The sequence below is a fragment of the Pseudoalteromonas sp. QJM3NY_12 genome (assembly GCF_056173165.1).
In genome coordinates this window covers 2,493,947-2,511,051 of sequence record NZ_CM149661.1, presented here as the reverse complement: position 1 = coordinate 2,511,051, position 17,105 = coordinate 2,493,947, and the positions used below count along the sequence as shown (strand labels likewise).

Genomic DNA, 17,105 nt, shown 5'->3' with positions numbered 1-17,105 from the left:
GTTATTGATTTGACTAATAAAGATTTGCAGCAAACAGAATACGATCAATTTCGCTTATTTTTAGAACAACAGTGCGGTATTGTTTTAGGTGAAAATAAGCAGTATTTGGTTAAAAGTCGCTTGGCACCATTAATGTCTCGGTTTAATGTTGAATCGTTATCTGAACTGGTTAGCAAAACACTTGGCGTACATGAGCGTCAATTGCGCGCTGCTGTTGTTGATGCCATGACAACCAACGAAACATTGTGGTTTAGAGATCAATACCCATTTGAGTTGCTCAAAACCAGATTATTCCCTGAATTTAAAGCGCTAAATAGACCATTAAAAATATGGTCTGCTGCGAGCTCTTCAGGGCAAGAACCTTATTCAATTGCTATGTCGGTAGCTGAGTTTCAATCAAGTAGTCCTGGTGTTTTAAAAATGGGTGCACAAATAGTGGGTACTGATATATCAAATACCATGCTGGATATGTGTAAAAACGCTGAATATGATGCATTGGCACTGGCTCGCGGGCTATCTGCTGATCGTCGTAAGAAATTTTTTAAAGACAGCGGCAATGGTATGGCACAAGTGGTTGACTCATTGAAAAAGCAAGTGAGCTTTAGGCATTTAAATTTGCTCGACTCGTACGCCTTGATGGGTAAGTTCGATATTATATTTTGCCGTAATGTTTTAATATATTTTTCACCTGAGGTGAAAGCCAAAATAATTGCACAATTTTCTCAAGCACTTAACCCTAAGGGGTATTTATTTTTAGGTGCGTCGGAATCTATGTCTGGTTTGAGTACCGAATTTGATATGGTACGTTGTAACCCCGGCATTATTTACCAAAAGAAATAACGAATATTAAGATATACCCCCTCCTAAAAACGGCGCTGTAGCGCCGTTTTTTGTTTTTATCATCACTACTTTCATTGCTGGCTTACTTATTGCTTTATTGATACTAAGTCAATTTTTTGGAGATAGTTATGGCTATCAGTTTTGATAAAGCATTAGGCGTGCATCCGCATGCGATGTTGATCCGTTCGCAAAGAGCAGAAATGCTCGCTACTAATATCGCAAATGCTGATACGCCCGGCTATAAAGCAAAAGATATCGACTTTGCCTCAGCATTAAAAACGGCAAAGTCTAACCAACTAAGCGGCAATACGATGGTAAGAACCAACGAAAAACACATTGCCGGTGGTACCCGTTTTGTAGGTGGAGATGAATTATTTCGTACGCCAAATCAAACAGATACAGGTGATGGTAACTCTGTTGATATACAAGTGGAACGGAACTTGTATACACAGAATGCTATGGAGTATCAGGCCAGTGTCCAGTTTCTTAATGGTAAATTTAAAGGCCTGAAAAAAGCCCTCGGTAGTCAAGGAGCCTAATTATGAGTTTATATAATGTGTTTGATATTGCAGGTTCGGGTATGAGCGCGCAAAACGTGCGATTAAATACCACCGCAAGTAATATCTCTAATGCCAATACAATTAGCTCTTCACAAAATGAAACGTACCGAGCGCGACAACCTGTATTTGCTGCGGAGCTAACAAAAGCGTCAGCGTCAGCAAGCAACCCACAGGGCTCTGCCGTTGGTGTGAAAGTGTTAGGAGTGGTTGAGAGTGATAAACCACTACAAATTGAATATAACCCAAACCACCCGAGTGCGGATGAAAATGGTTACATTTATAAACCCAACGTGAATGTTGTTGAGGAGATGGCAAATATGATTTCTGCATCTCGCTCTTATCAGACAAATGTTCAAGTTGCTGATGCAGCTAAGCAAATGTTAAGTAAAACACTGCTGTTAGGTCAGCGGTAACTGAGGGTAGCTCATGAGTAACGATATTAGTACTTCTTCATCCTACATGGACTCTTTACGTTGGCAAGATAAGCAAGTGCCACAAAAAGAAGACAGTGATGCGTTAACCCAAGAAGATTTTTTTTCGTTGTTAACACAGCAGTTGTCGTATCAAGATCCCAGCAAACCTGCTGATAACGATCAGATGATTGCACAAATGACAAACTTTACCATGGCTGAAGGAATATCAAATTTGAACTCTAACTTTGATTCCTTAGCTGCGTCGATGACATCAAATTCGGCATTGCAAGCATCAACACTGGTTGGCAAACAAGCTTTGTTGGAGTCGGATACACTGGAGCTTAATGAGTCGGGTGAATCAAGAGGTTCTGTTGTAGCTGAAAAGCCAGTCGATAGTTTAATGATCCGCATTGAAGATGCATCCGGGCAGTTGGTTAAAACTATAGATTTAGGCACTCAGCCTGCAGGAGCCATCCGTTTTGCATGGGATGGTAAAAATGAAGCGGGTGAACGGCTACCACCAGGTGAATACAACATCAAAGCAGAGGGTAGTACAAATGGGGAATTTTCAAGCCTCCCATTAGCTACATTCAAAAATATTGAAAGTGTTAATATTAACGGCTCAAGCGGCATTATTATTAATACTAAAGAAGGTGCGGTTAGGCTGACTGATGTCGCAGAAATCGCGTAATAGATTTTATGTATTTTTTTAGCCATCAGGCTAAATATTTTTAGGTTAGAGGTTAATTATGAGCTTCAATATTGCATTAACAGGCCTTGCTGCCGCACAAAAAGATTTGGATGTTACCGCAAATAACATTGCCAACGTAAACACCACTGGTTTTAAAGAGTCTCGCGCCGAGTTTGCTGATGTATACGCATCATCAGTATTTAGCGCCGGTAAAACGAAAAACGGTGATGGTGTGCAAACGACCATGGTTGCCCAGCAGTTTCATCAAGGGTCGCTGCAGTTTACTAATAACTCATTGGATTTAGCGATCACGGGTGAAGGTTACTTTGCAACAAGTAATGATTTAGGCTCTTTAGATTTTAGTTATACTCGCGCAGGTGCGTTTAAGCTTAATAAAGATAACTTTGTGGTTGATGCTAAAGGAAACTTCTTACAGAGTTTTCCGGTGAATGAAGTTACAGGCAGTACTACTTCGGTTAGTTTAAGCACATCTTCTGCACTGCAAATACCTGATTCATCAGGGTCTCCGCGCTCTACTTCAAACGTTTATACGTCGTTCAATGTTGATTCGCGTGACGATGTTATAGCTGTGCCATTTGATGCAACAGATGGCACTACTTATAATTCTTCGACTTCAACCACAGTTTACGACTCACTAGGTGAGCCGCATGTAATGCAGTTTTATTTTGTTAAAACTGCACCAAACGAATGGCAAGTGCATGGTACATTGGATCAAAAACCATTTGATGCTACCGGTGCTGCAACGGCAACTCCAAGCCCACTTAGTACGTTTGGATTTAACGCAAGCGGTACGCCAGAAACAACCAATGGCGCACCTATTACAGGAAGTACCTTTGATGATGTAAATTTAAATACAGCTAACTTTTCAGGATTATTAACCAACGGTGCGCAGTTCAATGACATTGCAATTCAGTGGCGTGATGAGGCTGGTACTACAGGTAAAATTCCCACTCAATATGCTAATCGATTTGAAGTAAAAGCACTTGAACAAGACGGTGCTACAGTGGGTCGCTTAGCGGGTATTGATATTGGTACTGATGGTAAAGTTGTTGCGTCGTACAGCAATGGCGACACTTCATATTTAGGTCAAGTAGCCATGGTTAGGTTTGCAAACTCACAAGGTTTACAACAGGTGGGTGATACTTCATGGAAAAAAAGTTTAACCTCAGGTGAGCCGATTGCGGGTGAGCCGGGAACAGGGACTTTAGGCAAAATTAATTCTTCAGCCCTCGAGCAATCAAATACAAACTTAACCACAGAGCTGGTTGATTTGATTAGTGCGCAGCGTAACTTCCAAGCAAACTCTCGTGCGCTTGAAGTGAATTCAACACTGCAACAAAATATCTTACAGATCCGATAATCATATTTTGACTTATAAAGGCTGCTTAATGCAGCCTTTTTTATTCCTCTCTTAAAATCTTATTCATGCTTTAATTTAATTTGGCACTTATATTGCATTTACTCATATATAGATTTCTTAATGAGTCGATGTTATGGATAAAATGGTCTACATAGCCGCATCTGGCGCTAAACAAAGCATGCAAGGGCTTGCTCTTAAAGCCAATAATTTGGCAAATGCAAACACCACTGGGTTTAAATCTGATTTTGCGCAAGCGCGCTCAATGCAGGCTTTCGGTGAAGGTTTGCCGACTCGTGTTTTTGCTATGCAAGAGCGTCCAGGATCAAACATGACATCGGGCGGTGTTGTCGAAACAGGTCGCAGCCTTGATATTGCTATGAGCGATAACGCCTGGTTGAGTGTTCAGGACGCCTCTGGTAATGAAGCTTATACAAAAGTGGGTTCGTTAAATATAACGGCTGAAGGTATGCTAACTACCAGCGACGGTCGTCAAGTTATTGGCGAAGGTGGGCCAGTCATATTACCTGTACCGATTGAAAAAATTGAATTTAGCAAAGATGGCACTATTCAAGTTCGCCCTCAAGGTGCACCGGCTAACTTTTTAGAAGAAGTTGATCGCCTAAAAGTGGTTGATGCAAACAACGCCACGCTTGAGAAGGGTAACGATGGTTTATTTAGAGCTAAACCAGGCGAAATAGTTGAAACATCAGCCAATGTACAAGTATTAGGTGGCACATTAGAAAAATCGAATGTAAATCCTGTGCATGAAATGGTCGATATGATCAGTCACCAACGCCAATTTGAATTACAAGTAAAACTGATGAAAACAGCTGAAGAGATTGACGAACGTCAAGAACAGCTGATGCGCATCGTTTAACTTTAACGTGAGGATATTATTATGAATCCAGCATTATGGATAAGTAAAACAGGGCTTGACGCTCAACAAACTGATATATCGGTTATATCAAATAACTTAGCGAATGCCAGTACAGTGGGTTACAAAAAAAGCCGCGCTATTTTTGAAGACTTGCTTTACCAAAATATTAATCAACCAGGCGGTCGCTCATCGCAAGATACCGAAATGCCGTCAGGCTTAATGCTTGGTGCGGGTACTAAGGTAGTGGCTAACCAAAAAAACTTTTCGCAAGGTAATATGCTCACTACTGAAAATTCATTAGATTGGATGATTTCTGGTCCTGGGTTTTTTGAAGTACTGCAACCAGATGGCAATATTGCTTATTCGCGTAACGGCCAGTTTACTACTGACGGTGACGGGCGTGTTGTAACCTCGGGTGCTGGTTATGTTGTTCAGCCTGAAATGAATGTACCTGACGATGCACAGTCGATCACCGTATCTCAAGATGGCGAAGTGTCAGTTCGCGTTAAAGGTCAGGCCGAAAACGTGGTTATTGGTCAGATCACGATTAGTGATTTTATTAATCCGTCTGGCCTTGAGCCTATAGGGCAAAACTTATATACCGAAACCGCGGTAAGTGGTGCGCCTGTTCAAGGTAATCCGGGGGTTGAAGGTTTAGGTACGATTATTCAAGGTTCACTTGAAACATCAAATGTAAATGTGACCGAAGAGTTAGTTAATTTGATTGAAACGCAGCGCGTTTATGAGATGAACTCAAAAGTGATCTCAGCCGTTGATGAAATGATGAGTTATATCAATCAACAGTTATAGTTTTGGGGGATTGTATGCGTAATATTATGTTATTTACAGTAGGGACTTTACTATTAAGTGGTTGTGTAGCTACACAAAATAATGAGGTAGTACAAGACGATCCCTATTATGCACCTATGTATCCAGAGCCTAATATGGAGCCAGTAGTAGCAACCGGCTCATTGTTCAGTACTCAATTATCGAATGATCTTTATGCCGATAAAAAAGCACTGCGAACAGGCGATATCATTACTGTTAAATTACAAGAGTCAACCCAAGCGACTAAAGCAGCTAAAACAGAAACGGATAAAGAAACCGATGCCAGCCTCGACCCTGTGATTGGCTTAGGTGGTTTACCGGTAAATATTGGCGGCGATAGCATTCAATTTGGTATTGGCAGTGACTCCTCATTTAAAGGTGACTCAAAATCAAATCAATCAAATAGCTTAGTTGGCGATATTTCGGTTAACGTAATGCGAGTACTACCAAATGGTAATTTAGTAATTCGCGGTGAAAAATGGCTAACGTTAAACACCGGTGAAGAATTTATTCGCTTAGAAGGGTTAGTGCGTCCACAAGATGTCAATGCCGATAATACCGTTGAGTCTAATCGAATTGCGAATGCGCGTATTCAGTACTCAGGTAAGGGCCAAACACAAGAGGCACAAAGCCCGGGTTGGTTAACGCGTTTCTTTAGTAGCTCATTGTTTCCCTTTTAGAGGACATTCGACATGAATGGTTTTAAAGTTTTTTGTTTTATGGTGCTACTAGGCTGGCAATTTACTGCCAGTGCTGAGCGAATTAAAGATGTGTCTATGGTCGAAGGGGTGCGCTCAAACCAATTAGTGGGCTATGGCTTAGTTGTTGGTTTACCAGGCACCGGTGAGCAAAGCCGTTTTACCGAGCAAAGCTTTAAAGGCATGCTTAATAGTTTTGGTATTACGTTACCTTCTAGTTTAAAGCCAAAAATTAAAAATGTTGCAGCGGTTGCTGTTCATGCTGAACTCCCCCCATTTAGAAAGCCAGGGCAAACCATAGATATAACCGTATCATCGATTGGCAGTGCAGGCAGCTTGCGCGGTGGCACATTACTACAAACATTCTTAAAAGGGGTTGATGGTAATGTTTACGCCATCGCTCAAGGCAGTTTAATTGTAGGTGGCTTAGGCGCTGAAGGCCTTGATGGTAGTCGCGTTGTGATTAATACGCCAACGGTAGGACGTGTACCAAATGGTGCAACCGTTGAACGTGCTGTTAAAAGCCCATTTATGCAAAACGACTATATTACCTTTAATTTAAACCGTCCTGACTTTACTACTGCTAAACGTTTAGAGAAAACCATTAATGATTTAATTGGTCCAAATAGCGCTCAAGCACTCGATGCAGCTTCTATTCGCGTTATTGCACCTCGTGATGCCTCGCAACGTGTATCGTATTTATCAACTCTTGAAAACTTAGAGTTTAAGCCAGCAGATACTTCAGCAAAAATAATTGTTAACTCGCGTACCGGCACCATTGTTATAGGTAAAAATGTAAAATTACAACCTGCGGCAATTACCCACGGTGGTTTAACAGTAACGATTGCTGAGCAACAAAATGTGGCGCAGCCAAATCCTTTAGCAGAGGGTGAAACCGTGGTTACTCAGCAAAGTATTATTGATGTTGATCAGGATGACTCACGCGCTTTTGTATTTAACCCTGGTGTGAGTCTTGATGACTTAGTTCGTGCAATTAATGAGGTAGGCGCTGCCCCTGGTGATTTAATGGCTATTCTTGAAGCGCTCAAAGAAGCCGGTGCAATTAATGGTCAGCTTGTTGTAATTTAACCTTTAAAAAACACCGTTTAATATTTTATTGCGGTGTTTTTTACTTTTTTTCCTGCTTACTCCCACCTTTGAAAATCTCGCTGGCTCAATTATTGCATTATCTAGATATTATTAATTATTGTGTCAAAAAGCTGATGGAAACAAATCATCTAGATAAGCAAAACTTTTTTGATTTAGGCAACTTAGACTCTCTACGTCGAGATGCTTTAAACAGCGGTGACGCATCAACCGATGCATCTAAAGCGGCGTTAAAAAAAGCGGCGGCACAATTTGAAGCTATATTCACCCAAATGCTGCTTAAAAGTATGCGTAAAGCCAATGAGGCTTTTGAAGATAAAGAAAGCCCGTTTAATGCTAGTGGCGTTAAGTTTTTTGAAGAAATGCACGACCAACAAATGGCTACAGAGCTTTCATCAAATGGCTCTTTGGGTCTTGCTGATTTAATTGTGCAACAATTATCGCCAGATGGAAAAAACTTTATGCCAGGCTCTGTTCTTCGCACCACGTCAGATTTCTTTAGTGACCAACGTGCGGGTAGTACTTTACCTCATCAAGAAAACCAAAAGGGCACTGAAAAAGTGTCGCTCGTTGATTCAACTGAAAAAAGCGAACAAAACACAGCGTCTAGCACATTTGAAAATGCTGAGGAATTTGTAAGCACTGTGTGGGAACACGCAAAAACAGCGGCTAAAAAAATTGGTTTAAATCCGGCGGTTATGGTCGCACAAGCGGCATTAGAAACTGGCTGGGGTAAACATATTATTAGTAAAGGTGATGGTAATAGCTCAAACAATTTATTCAATATTAAGTCAGATAAAAGTTGGCAGGGTGAAAAGGCCAGTAAGGTCACTTTAGAATTTGAACAAGGTGCTGCAGTTAAAAAGCAAGCAAGCTTTAGAGCGTATGACTCGATAAAAGATAGCGTGAATGATTTTGTGGATTTTTTAACACAGAACCCGCGCTATCAAGATGCATTAAACAATACGGCAAAGCCGCATAAATTTTTAGACTCTTTACAGCAAGCTGGTTATGCAACCGACCCTAATTATGCAGACAAAATAAAAAGAGTGCTGAACAGTAACGAATTGAAGAATATCGCCACAAGCGTGATCCGCCAGGGAGTAGAGTAACATGTCGTTTAATTTATTAAACATTGCTAATTCAGGAATAAGAGCAAACTCTGAGTTATTGCAAACGACAAGTAAAAACATCGCAAATGTTAATACCGAAGGGTATATACGTGAGCGCACCGAGTTTACCACCATGATTGATAATCAGGTAGGCCGTGGCCAAACGTACCGGTTATTGAATGAGTTTGCGCAAAAGCAATTAAATCGAGATACTTCAAATAAAAGTTTTTTTGATCAATTTGTTAGTGAAGCGAGTCGGGTTGATCAAATTTTTTCAGAAAAATCAAACAGCTTATCAACTAGTATCAACTCAATGTTTAATAACGTGCAAGAAGCCCTTAATCAACCGTCATCAACAGTTGCTCGTTCATTGGTGATGAGTGATGCACAAAACCTGATTGACCAAATGGATCGGCTTGCAGGCATCGTTTCAGAGCAAAAAGCGGTGGTTAATGAGCAATTAGAGATTTTTTCAGAAGAGGCGAATACGTTAATCGAAAGTATTAGTTCGTTGAACCAAGAAATTGCAGGTGTTCATGGTACCAAGAACGAAGCTGATGCGAGCTCTGCTTATAATGAGCGTGATAAAGCAATACGTGATTTATCTGAGCTAATTGATATAGAAACACTTGATGGCCCTAATGGTGAAAAACAAGTGTTTATGGGCACAGGCGAAGCCGTTGTTATGCAAAATGGGTCATTTAACTTGTTTTCTATTAGTGGCGATCCTGATGCTAACTTTAAAGAGCTACGTTTAGATGTAAATGGCGGTAAGGCTGTGCCACTCGATATAGACCCTACTAAACTCAAAGGTAAAATTGGCGGTTTATTAGCATTTAGAGACGATATTTTGGTGCCGGCACAAAATCAAATAGGCCAGATGGGTATTGCGCTTGCTGATTCGTTTAATCAGCAAAACCGTCTAGGTATGGATGCAAACGGTGAGCTCGGAGGGGATATTTTTGATATCCCAACGGTCAGTGCTTTTGTTTATCAAGCAAACACCGGAACAGCTAATATGTCAGCAACCGTTGAGGCAGGTAAAGGCAGTGATCTGCCAGCCAGTGATTTTGTGATCACCTATACGGGGAACCCTAACGAAGTAAGTATTCAGCCAATTGATAATAAAGGTGAACCTTTAGGTACAGCCTCTTTAGCAATTATCCCACCCAGTGGCATTATCGATTCAGCTGCTATTACCAGCGGAGAGGCGTTTGGCTTAGAGCTTAATATAACGGGAGCCGGTAATGCCGGTGACCAATTTCAGGTAAAACTTAATAGTGGCGCGGCTGGCAATATATCGTTGACAACAGGTCGAGGTGAGGACATTGCATTGGCCTCCCCAATTAGAACATCAGACGGCCTTGATAATACAGGTACAGGGACTATTTCACCGGGTAATGTTACCGATGTAACCACTGGCAGCTTTAGTAATCCTTTGGGTTTAGCAAATGGCCCTATTAGCATTGTTAAAACAGCCAATGCTAACGAATATCAACTTACTGATGGTAATGGCACAACTACGTTTACAGTTACACCGCCTGCTAACAATATACTCGCTCAAGCCGGTGCACCATACGATGGTTATGGTTTTGACTTTAATATTGAAGGCGTACCAGCAATGGGCGATACCTTTAATTTAGAATTTAATGAGGGCGGTTTTGATGATAACCGCAACGGCCAAAAACTTGCTGACTTACAGAATACCGATTTAGTACGTCAAAATGTAGTAGCGAGCGCATCAGCTGATAATCATAAAACATTGAATCAGGCCTATGCTGGATTAGTCACCGATGTTGGTGTGGTAACCAGTCAAGCAAAAACCAATGGTGCTGCATTTGATGCTTTAGCACAACAATCAGAAGCCTGGTACGAATCGTTGTCGGGCGTAAACTTAGATGAAGAGGCGGCTAATTTGCTGCGCTTCCAGCAATCCTATGCTGCTTCTGCACAAGTATTAACTGCAGCGAGAGCTATTTTTGACACCTTATTGAGTGCGGCGAGGTAATTATGCGTTTATCAAATAATTTAATGTATCAAAATAACATTAATAAAATACTTGAGAATCAACAAAATGTAGCTGGTGCGCAGGAGCGCGTTAATACAGGTCAAAAATATTTGAGTACCTCTGAAAACCCTGCTGCTATTTCACAAGGTATGTTGTACACCAATAAAATAGAAACTAATGAGCAGCTGACGAAGAATATTAATCAGCTAAAAGGGCGTTTAGAAACCGAAGAAAGTTTATTGCAAGGTATGAACGACACTATTTTAGAAGCGCAAATGTTAACTATACGAGCGGGCAACGGTTCGTTAGATAAAGGTGATTTGGCTTCAGTTGCCAGTGAATTAAAAGAACTGCAAAAATCACTGCTTAACTTAATGAATAGTCAATCTGAAGGAGGGAAATACCTTTTCTCTGGCTATCAAGACGATATTCAAACTTATACATTTAATAGCACCAATGGCAAATACGAATATCAAGGCGATCAAGGCCAACACGAAGTGACGATCGCAAAAGGCGTTGAGATCAAATCAAGCGATAATGGCTTCAATGTATTTGAACGAGTTGATGCGCGACTCGATGTAGTTTCAAACGATGGAACGCCAACAGGCGGCATTACCGCTGGAACTGTCTATGTTGAAAACCAAGGCGAGTTTGACCGTTTTCATAAAGATAATTATAACTCAGACCCAGATCCGCTTATTTCTCCAACGATCAATACCTATAATGTTAATTTGATCCCTGGGGCGACCCCTTCAGCGCCAGATCAATATGAAATATTACGTGATGGTAATCCTCTTGTACCACCCGTTACGGGTGAAGTAACCGATGAACCGATTGAATTTGCAGGTATGGAAATTCAACTTGAGGGGGCAGCACCAGGACAGCTTGATTTTACTCTTGAAAAACCAGGCAAAGAAAATGTACTTAATACGCTAGAAGATTTGATCATTAGCCTAAATGACGAACAACTTGATGAAACGCAAATTAACCAAGCATTATCTGATGGTTTAATTCAGCTTAAAAATGCTAGTGAGCAAATTGTGTTTACTCAGGCTGGTTTAGGTGGGCGTATGAATGTAGTTGAGCGTGTTACCGACTCAAACAGTGCTCTAGATATTAATAATCAAGAAAACAGATCTAGCCTAATTGAGATTGATGCCGCTGAAGCCATCAGCGATCTCACTAAACATGAGTCTGGTTTACAGGCTTCACAAGCGACTTTTGGTCGCTTGGCTAAACTTTCATTATTTGATTATTTATAAATACCATCCAAGGCAGGTTATTACTATACGAGAAAAGTAGGTAATAACTTGCCTTAACGAAGCGGCAAAAAACTGTCACCCCCTTTTTTCTCCTGTCAAAAAAATGCTAACTTCTGATTTTAAGTATCAATAAACGCTATTTATTTATTAAAAAACAGTTGCTTAACTATTTTTTATTAGTTGGCACAACTAATGCATTCAACTGGTTATAGAAAGTGTGGTTTTTGCTTAAATATTTTGAACCACATTCTGATTGAAACTAGGAGATGGTAAAATGGCTTTAAGCGTAAATACAAATGTTGCATCACTTAATGGGCAACGCAATCTATCTAAATCTAGCATGGCACTTGAAACTTCAATGCAGAGACTATCATCTGGTTTGCGCATTAATAGCGCAAAAGACGATGCTGCAGGTTTACAAATTGCCAACCGACTAACGTCTCAGGTAAATGGTCTAACAGTAGCTCAGCGTAATGCTAACGATGGTATTTCAATGGCGCAAACTGCTGAAGGTGCGATGCAAGAGTCAGCAAACATTTTACAACGTATGCGTGACTTATCACTGCAATCAGCGAATGGCTCGAACAGTGCAGTTGACCGTGCATCCCTACAAAAAGAAGTAAGTGCATTACAGCAAGAGCTAACTCGTATCGCAGACACCACCAAATTTGGTGGTACCAGCTTACTTGATGGTACATTTGGTACCAAACAATTCCAAGTGGGCGCAAATGCGAATGAAACTATTAATGTAAGCTTGCGTAATGTAGCAGCAGACTCAATTGGTGCACATGAAATTAAAGGGCCTGCGAATGCTACTGCAGCAAATACAGCATTAGGTGATGTACAAACTGTTAACTTAGCAACCAACCATGGTACAAGTGCGGACACGGTTAATATTAATGGTACGGATATTGTTATTGCTGGTGGGTCTGGTGCGGCTGTTATTGCAGATACGATCAACAAGTCAGGCGCCGGTGTGGTAGCAGAGGCTAAGATTGATACTACCTTTGCAGGGATAACATCAGACAGTAAAGGTGTGATTGAAATTAAGAAAAATGGCGTGGTTGAGAAGTCATTTGACTTAGGCACTTATGGCGGTGGAATGGAACGTTTAACTACCGATATGCAGCAAGCTGGTTATGATGCTATTTACGACCCTGCAACTAAAGAAATTTCGTTTAAAGCGACTGATGTTGATGGTATTGATATCACAGGTACTGATACAAGTGGCTTTACTATAGGTGGTACCGCAGTAACAACAGTAGCAAACTCATTTAGTGTGTCTGCGGAGTTGAACTTATCGTCGGCAAATAAAATTGGTATCTCAGGTACTACTGCGAATCAGTTATTTGGTACAGGTGCTGCTGCAATACAATCATCAGGTGGGGCTAGCTCATTAACAAGTATTGAAAGTGTTGATATTTCAGGCGCGACCTCAGAAGGTGCACAAGACGCCATTAAAGCAATTGATGCAGCATTAGCGCAAATTGATGCACAACGAGCTGACTTAGGTGCGGTTCAAAACCGCTTTGGCTTTACTATTGCCAACCTTGCTAACGTATCTGAAAACGTCTCAGCTTCTCGTAGTCGTATTCAAGATACCGATTATGCGCTTGAAACAGCGACATTGACTAAAAACCAAATAATGCAACAAGCAGGTACTACTATTTTGTCACAAGCAAATCAGCTGCCACAGGCTGCATTAAGCTTGTTAGGTGGTTAATAATAATTAAAATTAAAAAAGCCAAGTATTTATACTTGGCTTTTTTGTTTGTATTTCAATCAACTAAAAGTTTTTACTGTTTTTTTAAAAAAAAAGCTAAAGGTAATTTTATAACAGCCGTTAACTTAATTAGAACGGAGCTTGAACAGGTTTTTATTGTGATGGCTCTTGGTTAAAATCAATTAGTTACATTACGAAAGTAATCAGGAGTTATAACATGGCTTTATCAGTAAATACTAACGTTGCATCAATAAATGCACAAAGAAACTTATCAAAATCTAGCGATGCATTAGGCACATCAATGCAACGTCTTTCATCTGGTATGAAAATTAACAGCGCGAAAGATGATGCGGCTGGTCTGCAAATTGCTAACCGTCTATCTTCACAAATTAATGGTTTAGGTGTTGCTCAGCGTAATGCTAATGACGGTATTTCAATGTCGCAAACCGCTGAGGGTGCGATGACAGAGTCATCAAACATTCTACAACGTATGCGTGACCTAGCACTACAATCAGCAAATGGCTCAAACGATGCTGATGCACGTGCGGCCCTTCAAAAAGAAGTAGGTGCACTACAACAAGAATTAACGCGTATCGCAGAAACAACTAAATTTGGTGGTACTAGCTTATTAGATGGTTCATTTGGTACTAAGCAGTTCCAAGTGGGTTCAAACGCTAATGAAACAATTAATGTAAGCCTTCGTGACGTATCAGCTGATGCTATCGGTGCAAACGAGATTAAAGGTGCTGGTAGTGCCGGCGATACTGTGTCACTTGGTGTAGTTCAAACAGTTGCTTTAGCAGCTAATATGGATACTTCTGCCGATACTTTAAGTATTAACGGAACCGATGTAGTTGTTGCCGCTGATACAGGTGCTGCGACCATTGCTGATACTATTAACTCATCGGGCGCAGGTGTGGTTGCAGAAGCGAAGCTTGAAACAACAATCGCCGGTATTAAGCCAGGTAGTAGTTCAACTATAGAAATCAAAAAAGGTGGCGATGCAATCGATTCATATGACCTAGGTGACTACGGTGGTGATATGGCGCGTCTTGCAAATGATATGCAAGCTGATGGATACGATGCTATTTATGATGAAGATGCAGCTTCAATCACATTCAAAGCTACAAATGTTGATGGTATTGATGTTACTGGCGCTGGTGATACAAGTGCTTTCACTATTGGTGGTCAAGCAGTAGCTAGTACAGCCGGTTCACTTAGTGTTTCATCTGAGCTTAACTTGAGTTCTGCTGACAAGATCGGTATTTCTGGAACAACAGCTAATCAGTTATTTGGTACAGGTGCCGCTGCAATTGCATCTACAGGTGGTTCAAGTGCATTAACTTCAGTTGAGTCTGTGGATATCTCTGGTGCGACTTCAGCTGGTGCACAAGATGCAATTAAAGCAATCGATGCTGCTCTTGCTCAGATTGATGCGCAACGTGCAGACTTAGGTGCGGTACAAAACCGCTTTGGCTTTACTATAGCGAACCTTTCAAACGTATCAGAAAACGTATCAGCTTCTAAAAGCCGTATACAAGATACCGATTACGCTGCAGAAACAGCTAAGCTAACGAAAAACCAGATTATGCAACAGGCTGGTACAACAATCTTAGCTCAGTCTAACCAGTTACCACAGGCAGCACTTAGCTTATTAGGTTAATTTAACAATAAGCTCTATACTTTAACTACTAAGGAAGGGGCAACCCTTCCTTTCTTGTATAGGTATAAAGCTTTATATCGCTTTATAATAGGAGCGAATTATGGAAACGCAAAGTTTAAATCTAAATATCAACTCAGCTCAAAAAGGTGAGGTTACCTCAAGTTATCAAGCCCCATCTCAAGTTAAGCAAAATGTTGATGAACAGAAGAGTACAACTACTCCTACTGCTGCAAGTAGAAACGAAGCCTCTGAAACTGAGTTATCACCTGAAAAGCTAGAAAAGGTGGTACAGCAATTGCAGGACTTTATGGGCGAAATGAACCGCAGTCTTCAGTTTAAAGTAGATGAAGACTCTGGCCGTAATGTAATCAAGGTTATCGATAAAGAGAGTGGTGACTTGGTTAAGCAATATCCGTCAGAAGAAGTATTAGGTATAGTGGCTAAATTAGCAGAAGCCACGGGTGTATTGGTTGATTTTAAAGTTTAGTTTTTCAGTAATTTAAGAGGGTAACAATTATGGCTATTTCATTTACAGGTATAGGTTCAGGACTTCAAGTAAACGAAATTGTAAGTGCTTTAGTCAATGCTGAAAAATCCCCTTATCAAGCTCGAGTAACAAAACAGCAAGCTAATTTCACCACTGATATATCTGCTGTAGGCACGCTAAAAGCGTCTTTAGAGGAGCTAAATGGCTCATTAGAGTCACTAGCCTCTGTCGAGGAGTTTCAAAAGAGAACAATTAGTGGTAGTGATGATTTTGTTACTTTAAGTTCTGAAAAAGATGCACAAACCAATAATTACTCAATTAAAGTTAATAGTTTGGCTGAAAACCATAAGCTAACATCAGATGCTATAGCTGGCGATGAAGCGGTGGGAGAGGGGAAGCTAACGATCAGCTCTGGTTCTGATAGTTTTGATATTACTGTGTCAGATACAGCAAAGCTTGCCGATATTCGTGATGCGATTAATGATTCAGTTGATAATGACTCTGTAAACGCCACCATTATTACTGATGACACCGGTCAGCGATTAGTATTGTCGAGTAAAGAAACCGGAGCAGAAAATGCAATAAAAATTGTTGTCGATGACACTGGTGATGGTGGCAATACGGATCTTTCGGGTTTATCTCGTTTGGCGTATGATAGTGATACGACATCAACAACGTATGCCGAAAATTTAAATGAGGTGACTGCAGCAACCGATGCCTCTATCACAATAGATGGTACGCTTGTGGCCTCAAGCAGTACTAATGAGTTTAAAGATGTTATTGAAGGCGTCACCATTAATGCAAAAAAAATGCATGGCACTGACGATGATTTAAGTAAAGCTGTTATAACTGAAAATAATAAAAATATTACAACTGGCTTGAGCTCATTTGTAGACAAATTTAATGCCTTTATTGATTTATCAAAACAGCTGGGACGTTCAAGTGCTGAAGAGGGCGTAGGGGCACTTGCCGGTGACTCCTTATTAAGAGGGTCTGTTAATCAGGTGCGCTCATTGTTAACCTCAGAATTTAGCACGGGAAATGGTAACACTGATTTTTTAGCTAATTTTGGTATTAGAACTGAGCGTTCAGGTAAATTAAGTATTGATTCTGATGCATTAAAAGCTGCGATAGAAAAGGATCCTCAAGCCTTACAAACCTTTTTTGTCGGTGAAAAAGATAAAGGCGGTTTTGTTGCACAGCTCGATACTGTTATTAAAGGTTATACAGCTTCTGATGGTGTAATTAGTTCACGTATTGAAGGTCGAGAGTCGCAGCTAGCTAAGCTAGAAACTGATGTAGAAAAATTCAATACTCGTATGGCCAAGTATGAAGAACGACTATATAGCCAATATAATGCAATGGATTTACTAGTAGCTAATTTAAATTCAACAGGCAGCTATTTACAACAACAACTAGCTAACCTTCCTGGGGTGGTTAAAAAATCAAGTTAAG

Annotated in this window: 16 protein-coding genes and 1 pseudogene; all 17 read left to right on the top strand. The window is 40.6% G+C overall.

Translation table 11 applies throughout. The features are described 5' to 3' along the window. Positions 1 to 9: 9 nt before the first annotated feature. Positions 10 to 840 (top strand): CheR family methyltransferase, encoded by an 831-nt coding sequence (locus AC0VZ5_RS11805; protein ID WP_138605268.1) that lies wholly within the window; start codon positions 10 to 12, stop codon positions 838 to 840. Between the two features lie 128 nt (positions 841 to 968). Continuing rightward, complete coding sequence (flgB, locus tag AC0VZ5_RS11800; RefSeq protein ID WP_138605269.1) at positions 969 to 1,379, top strand: flagellar basal body rod protein FlgB; 411 nt, start codon at positions 969 to 971, stop codon at positions 1,377 to 1,379. Between the two features lie 2 nt (positions 1,380 to 1,381). After that, a complete protein-coding gene (gene flgC, locus AC0VZ5_RS11795) occupies positions 1,382 to 1,813 on the top strand; it encodes a flagellar basal body rod protein FlgC (protein WP_008113068.1) in 432 nt (143 codons plus the stop codon). A gap of 13 nt (positions 1,814 to 1,826) precedes the next feature. Then, on the top strand, positions 1,827 to 2,504 hold the full coding sequence (locus AC0VZ5_RS11790) for a flagellar hook assembly protein FlgD (RefSeq protein WP_178956429.1): 678 nt from the start codon (positions 1,827 to 1,829) through the stop codon (positions 2,502 to 2,504). A 58-nt stretch (positions 2,505 to 2,562) separates the two neighbouring features. After that, positions 2,563 to 3,885 carry a flagellar hook protein FlgE gene (flgE, locus tag AC0VZ5_RS11785; protein WP_464711400.1) on the top strand — a complete coding sequence of 441 codons (1,323 nt, stop codon included), beginning with the start codon at positions 2,563 to 2,565 and terminating at the stop codon, positions 3,883 to 3,885. Between the two features lie 133 nt (positions 3,886 to 4,018). Beyond that, positions 4,019 to 4,762 (top strand): flagellar basal body rod protein FlgF, encoded by a 744-nt coding sequence (locus AC0VZ5_RS11780; protein WP_131691416.1) that lies wholly within the window; start codon positions 4,019 to 4,021, stop codon positions 4,760 to 4,762. 21 nt (positions 4,763 to 4,783) lie between these two features. After that, entirely contained in the window at positions 4,784 to 5,572 is a 789-nt protein-coding gene (gene flgG, locus AC0VZ5_RS11775; protein WP_010387879.1) for a flagellar basal-body rod protein FlgG, read from the top strand. A gap of 14 nt (positions 5,573 to 5,586) precedes the next feature. Further along, positions 5,587 to 6,270, top strand: coding sequence for a flagellar basal body L-ring protein FlgH (gene flgH / locus AC0VZ5_RS11770; RefSeq protein ID WP_010387881.1), 684 nt, complete (start codon positions 5,587 to 5,589; stop codon positions 6,268 to 6,270). Between the two features lie 12 nt (positions 6,271 to 6,282). Further along, positions 6,283 to 7,377 (top strand): flagellar basal body P-ring protein FlgI, encoded by a 1,095-nt coding sequence (locus tag AC0VZ5_RS11765; protein ID WP_138605272.1) that lies wholly within the window; start codon positions 6,283 to 6,285, stop codon positions 7,375 to 7,377. 134 nt (positions 7,378 to 7,511) lie between these two features. Continuing rightward, positions 7,512 to 8,507, top strand: a complete 996-nt coding sequence (gene flgJ, locus AC0VZ5_RS11760) for a flagellar assembly peptidoglycan hydrolase FlgJ (RefSeq protein ID WP_138605273.1) — start codon at positions 7,512 to 7,514, stop codon at positions 8,505 to 8,507. Between the two features lies 1 nt (position 8,508). Continuing rightward, entirely contained in the window at positions 8,509 to 10,515 is a 2,007-nt protein-coding gene (gene flgK / locus AC0VZ5_RS11755; RefSeq protein ID WP_475472968.1) for a flagellar hook-associated protein FlgK, read from the top strand. A 2-nt stretch (positions 10,516 to 10,517) separates the two neighbouring features. Further along, positions 10,518 to 11,777: a flagellar hook-associated protein FlgL gene (gene flgL, locus AC0VZ5_RS11750; protein WP_475472966.1), complete on the top strand. Its 1,260-nt coding sequence runs from the start codon at positions 10,518 to 10,520 to the stop codon at positions 11,775 to 11,777. A gap of 274 nt (positions 11,778 to 12,051) precedes the next feature. Next, positions 12,052 to 12,462, top strand: a pseudogene (locus tag AC0VZ5_RS11745) (flagellin N-terminal helical domain-containing protein); the annotation flags it as partial. A 417-nt stretch (positions 12,463 to 12,879) separates the two neighbouring features. Beyond that, positions 12,880 to 13,500, top strand: coding sequence for a flagellin (locus AC0VZ5_RS11740; RefSeq protein WP_475474758.1), 621 nt, complete (start codon positions 12,880 to 12,882; stop codon positions 13,498 to 13,500). Positions 13,501 to 13,717: 217 nt separating this feature from the next. Further along, complete coding sequence (locus AC0VZ5_RS11735) at positions 13,718 to 15,163, top strand: flagellin (protein WP_475472964.1); 1,446 nt, start codon at positions 13,718 to 13,720, stop codon at positions 15,161 to 15,163. Between the two features lie 100 nt (positions 15,164 to 15,263). Beyond that, positions 15,264 to 15,650, top strand: a complete 387-nt coding sequence (locus AC0VZ5_RS11730) for a flagellar protein FlaG (RefSeq protein WP_475472962.1) — start codon at positions 15,264 to 15,266, stop codon at positions 15,648 to 15,650. Between the two features lie 29 nt (positions 15,651 to 15,679). Continuing rightward, the gene (gene fliD / locus AC0VZ5_RS11725) at positions 15,680 to 17,104 is read left to right on the top strand and encodes a flagellar filament capping protein FliD (RefSeq protein WP_475472960.1); all 1,425 of its coding nucleotides are present in this window, start codon (positions 15,680 to 15,682) and stop codon (positions 17,102 to 17,104) included. Position 17,105 lies beyond the last annotated feature (1 nt).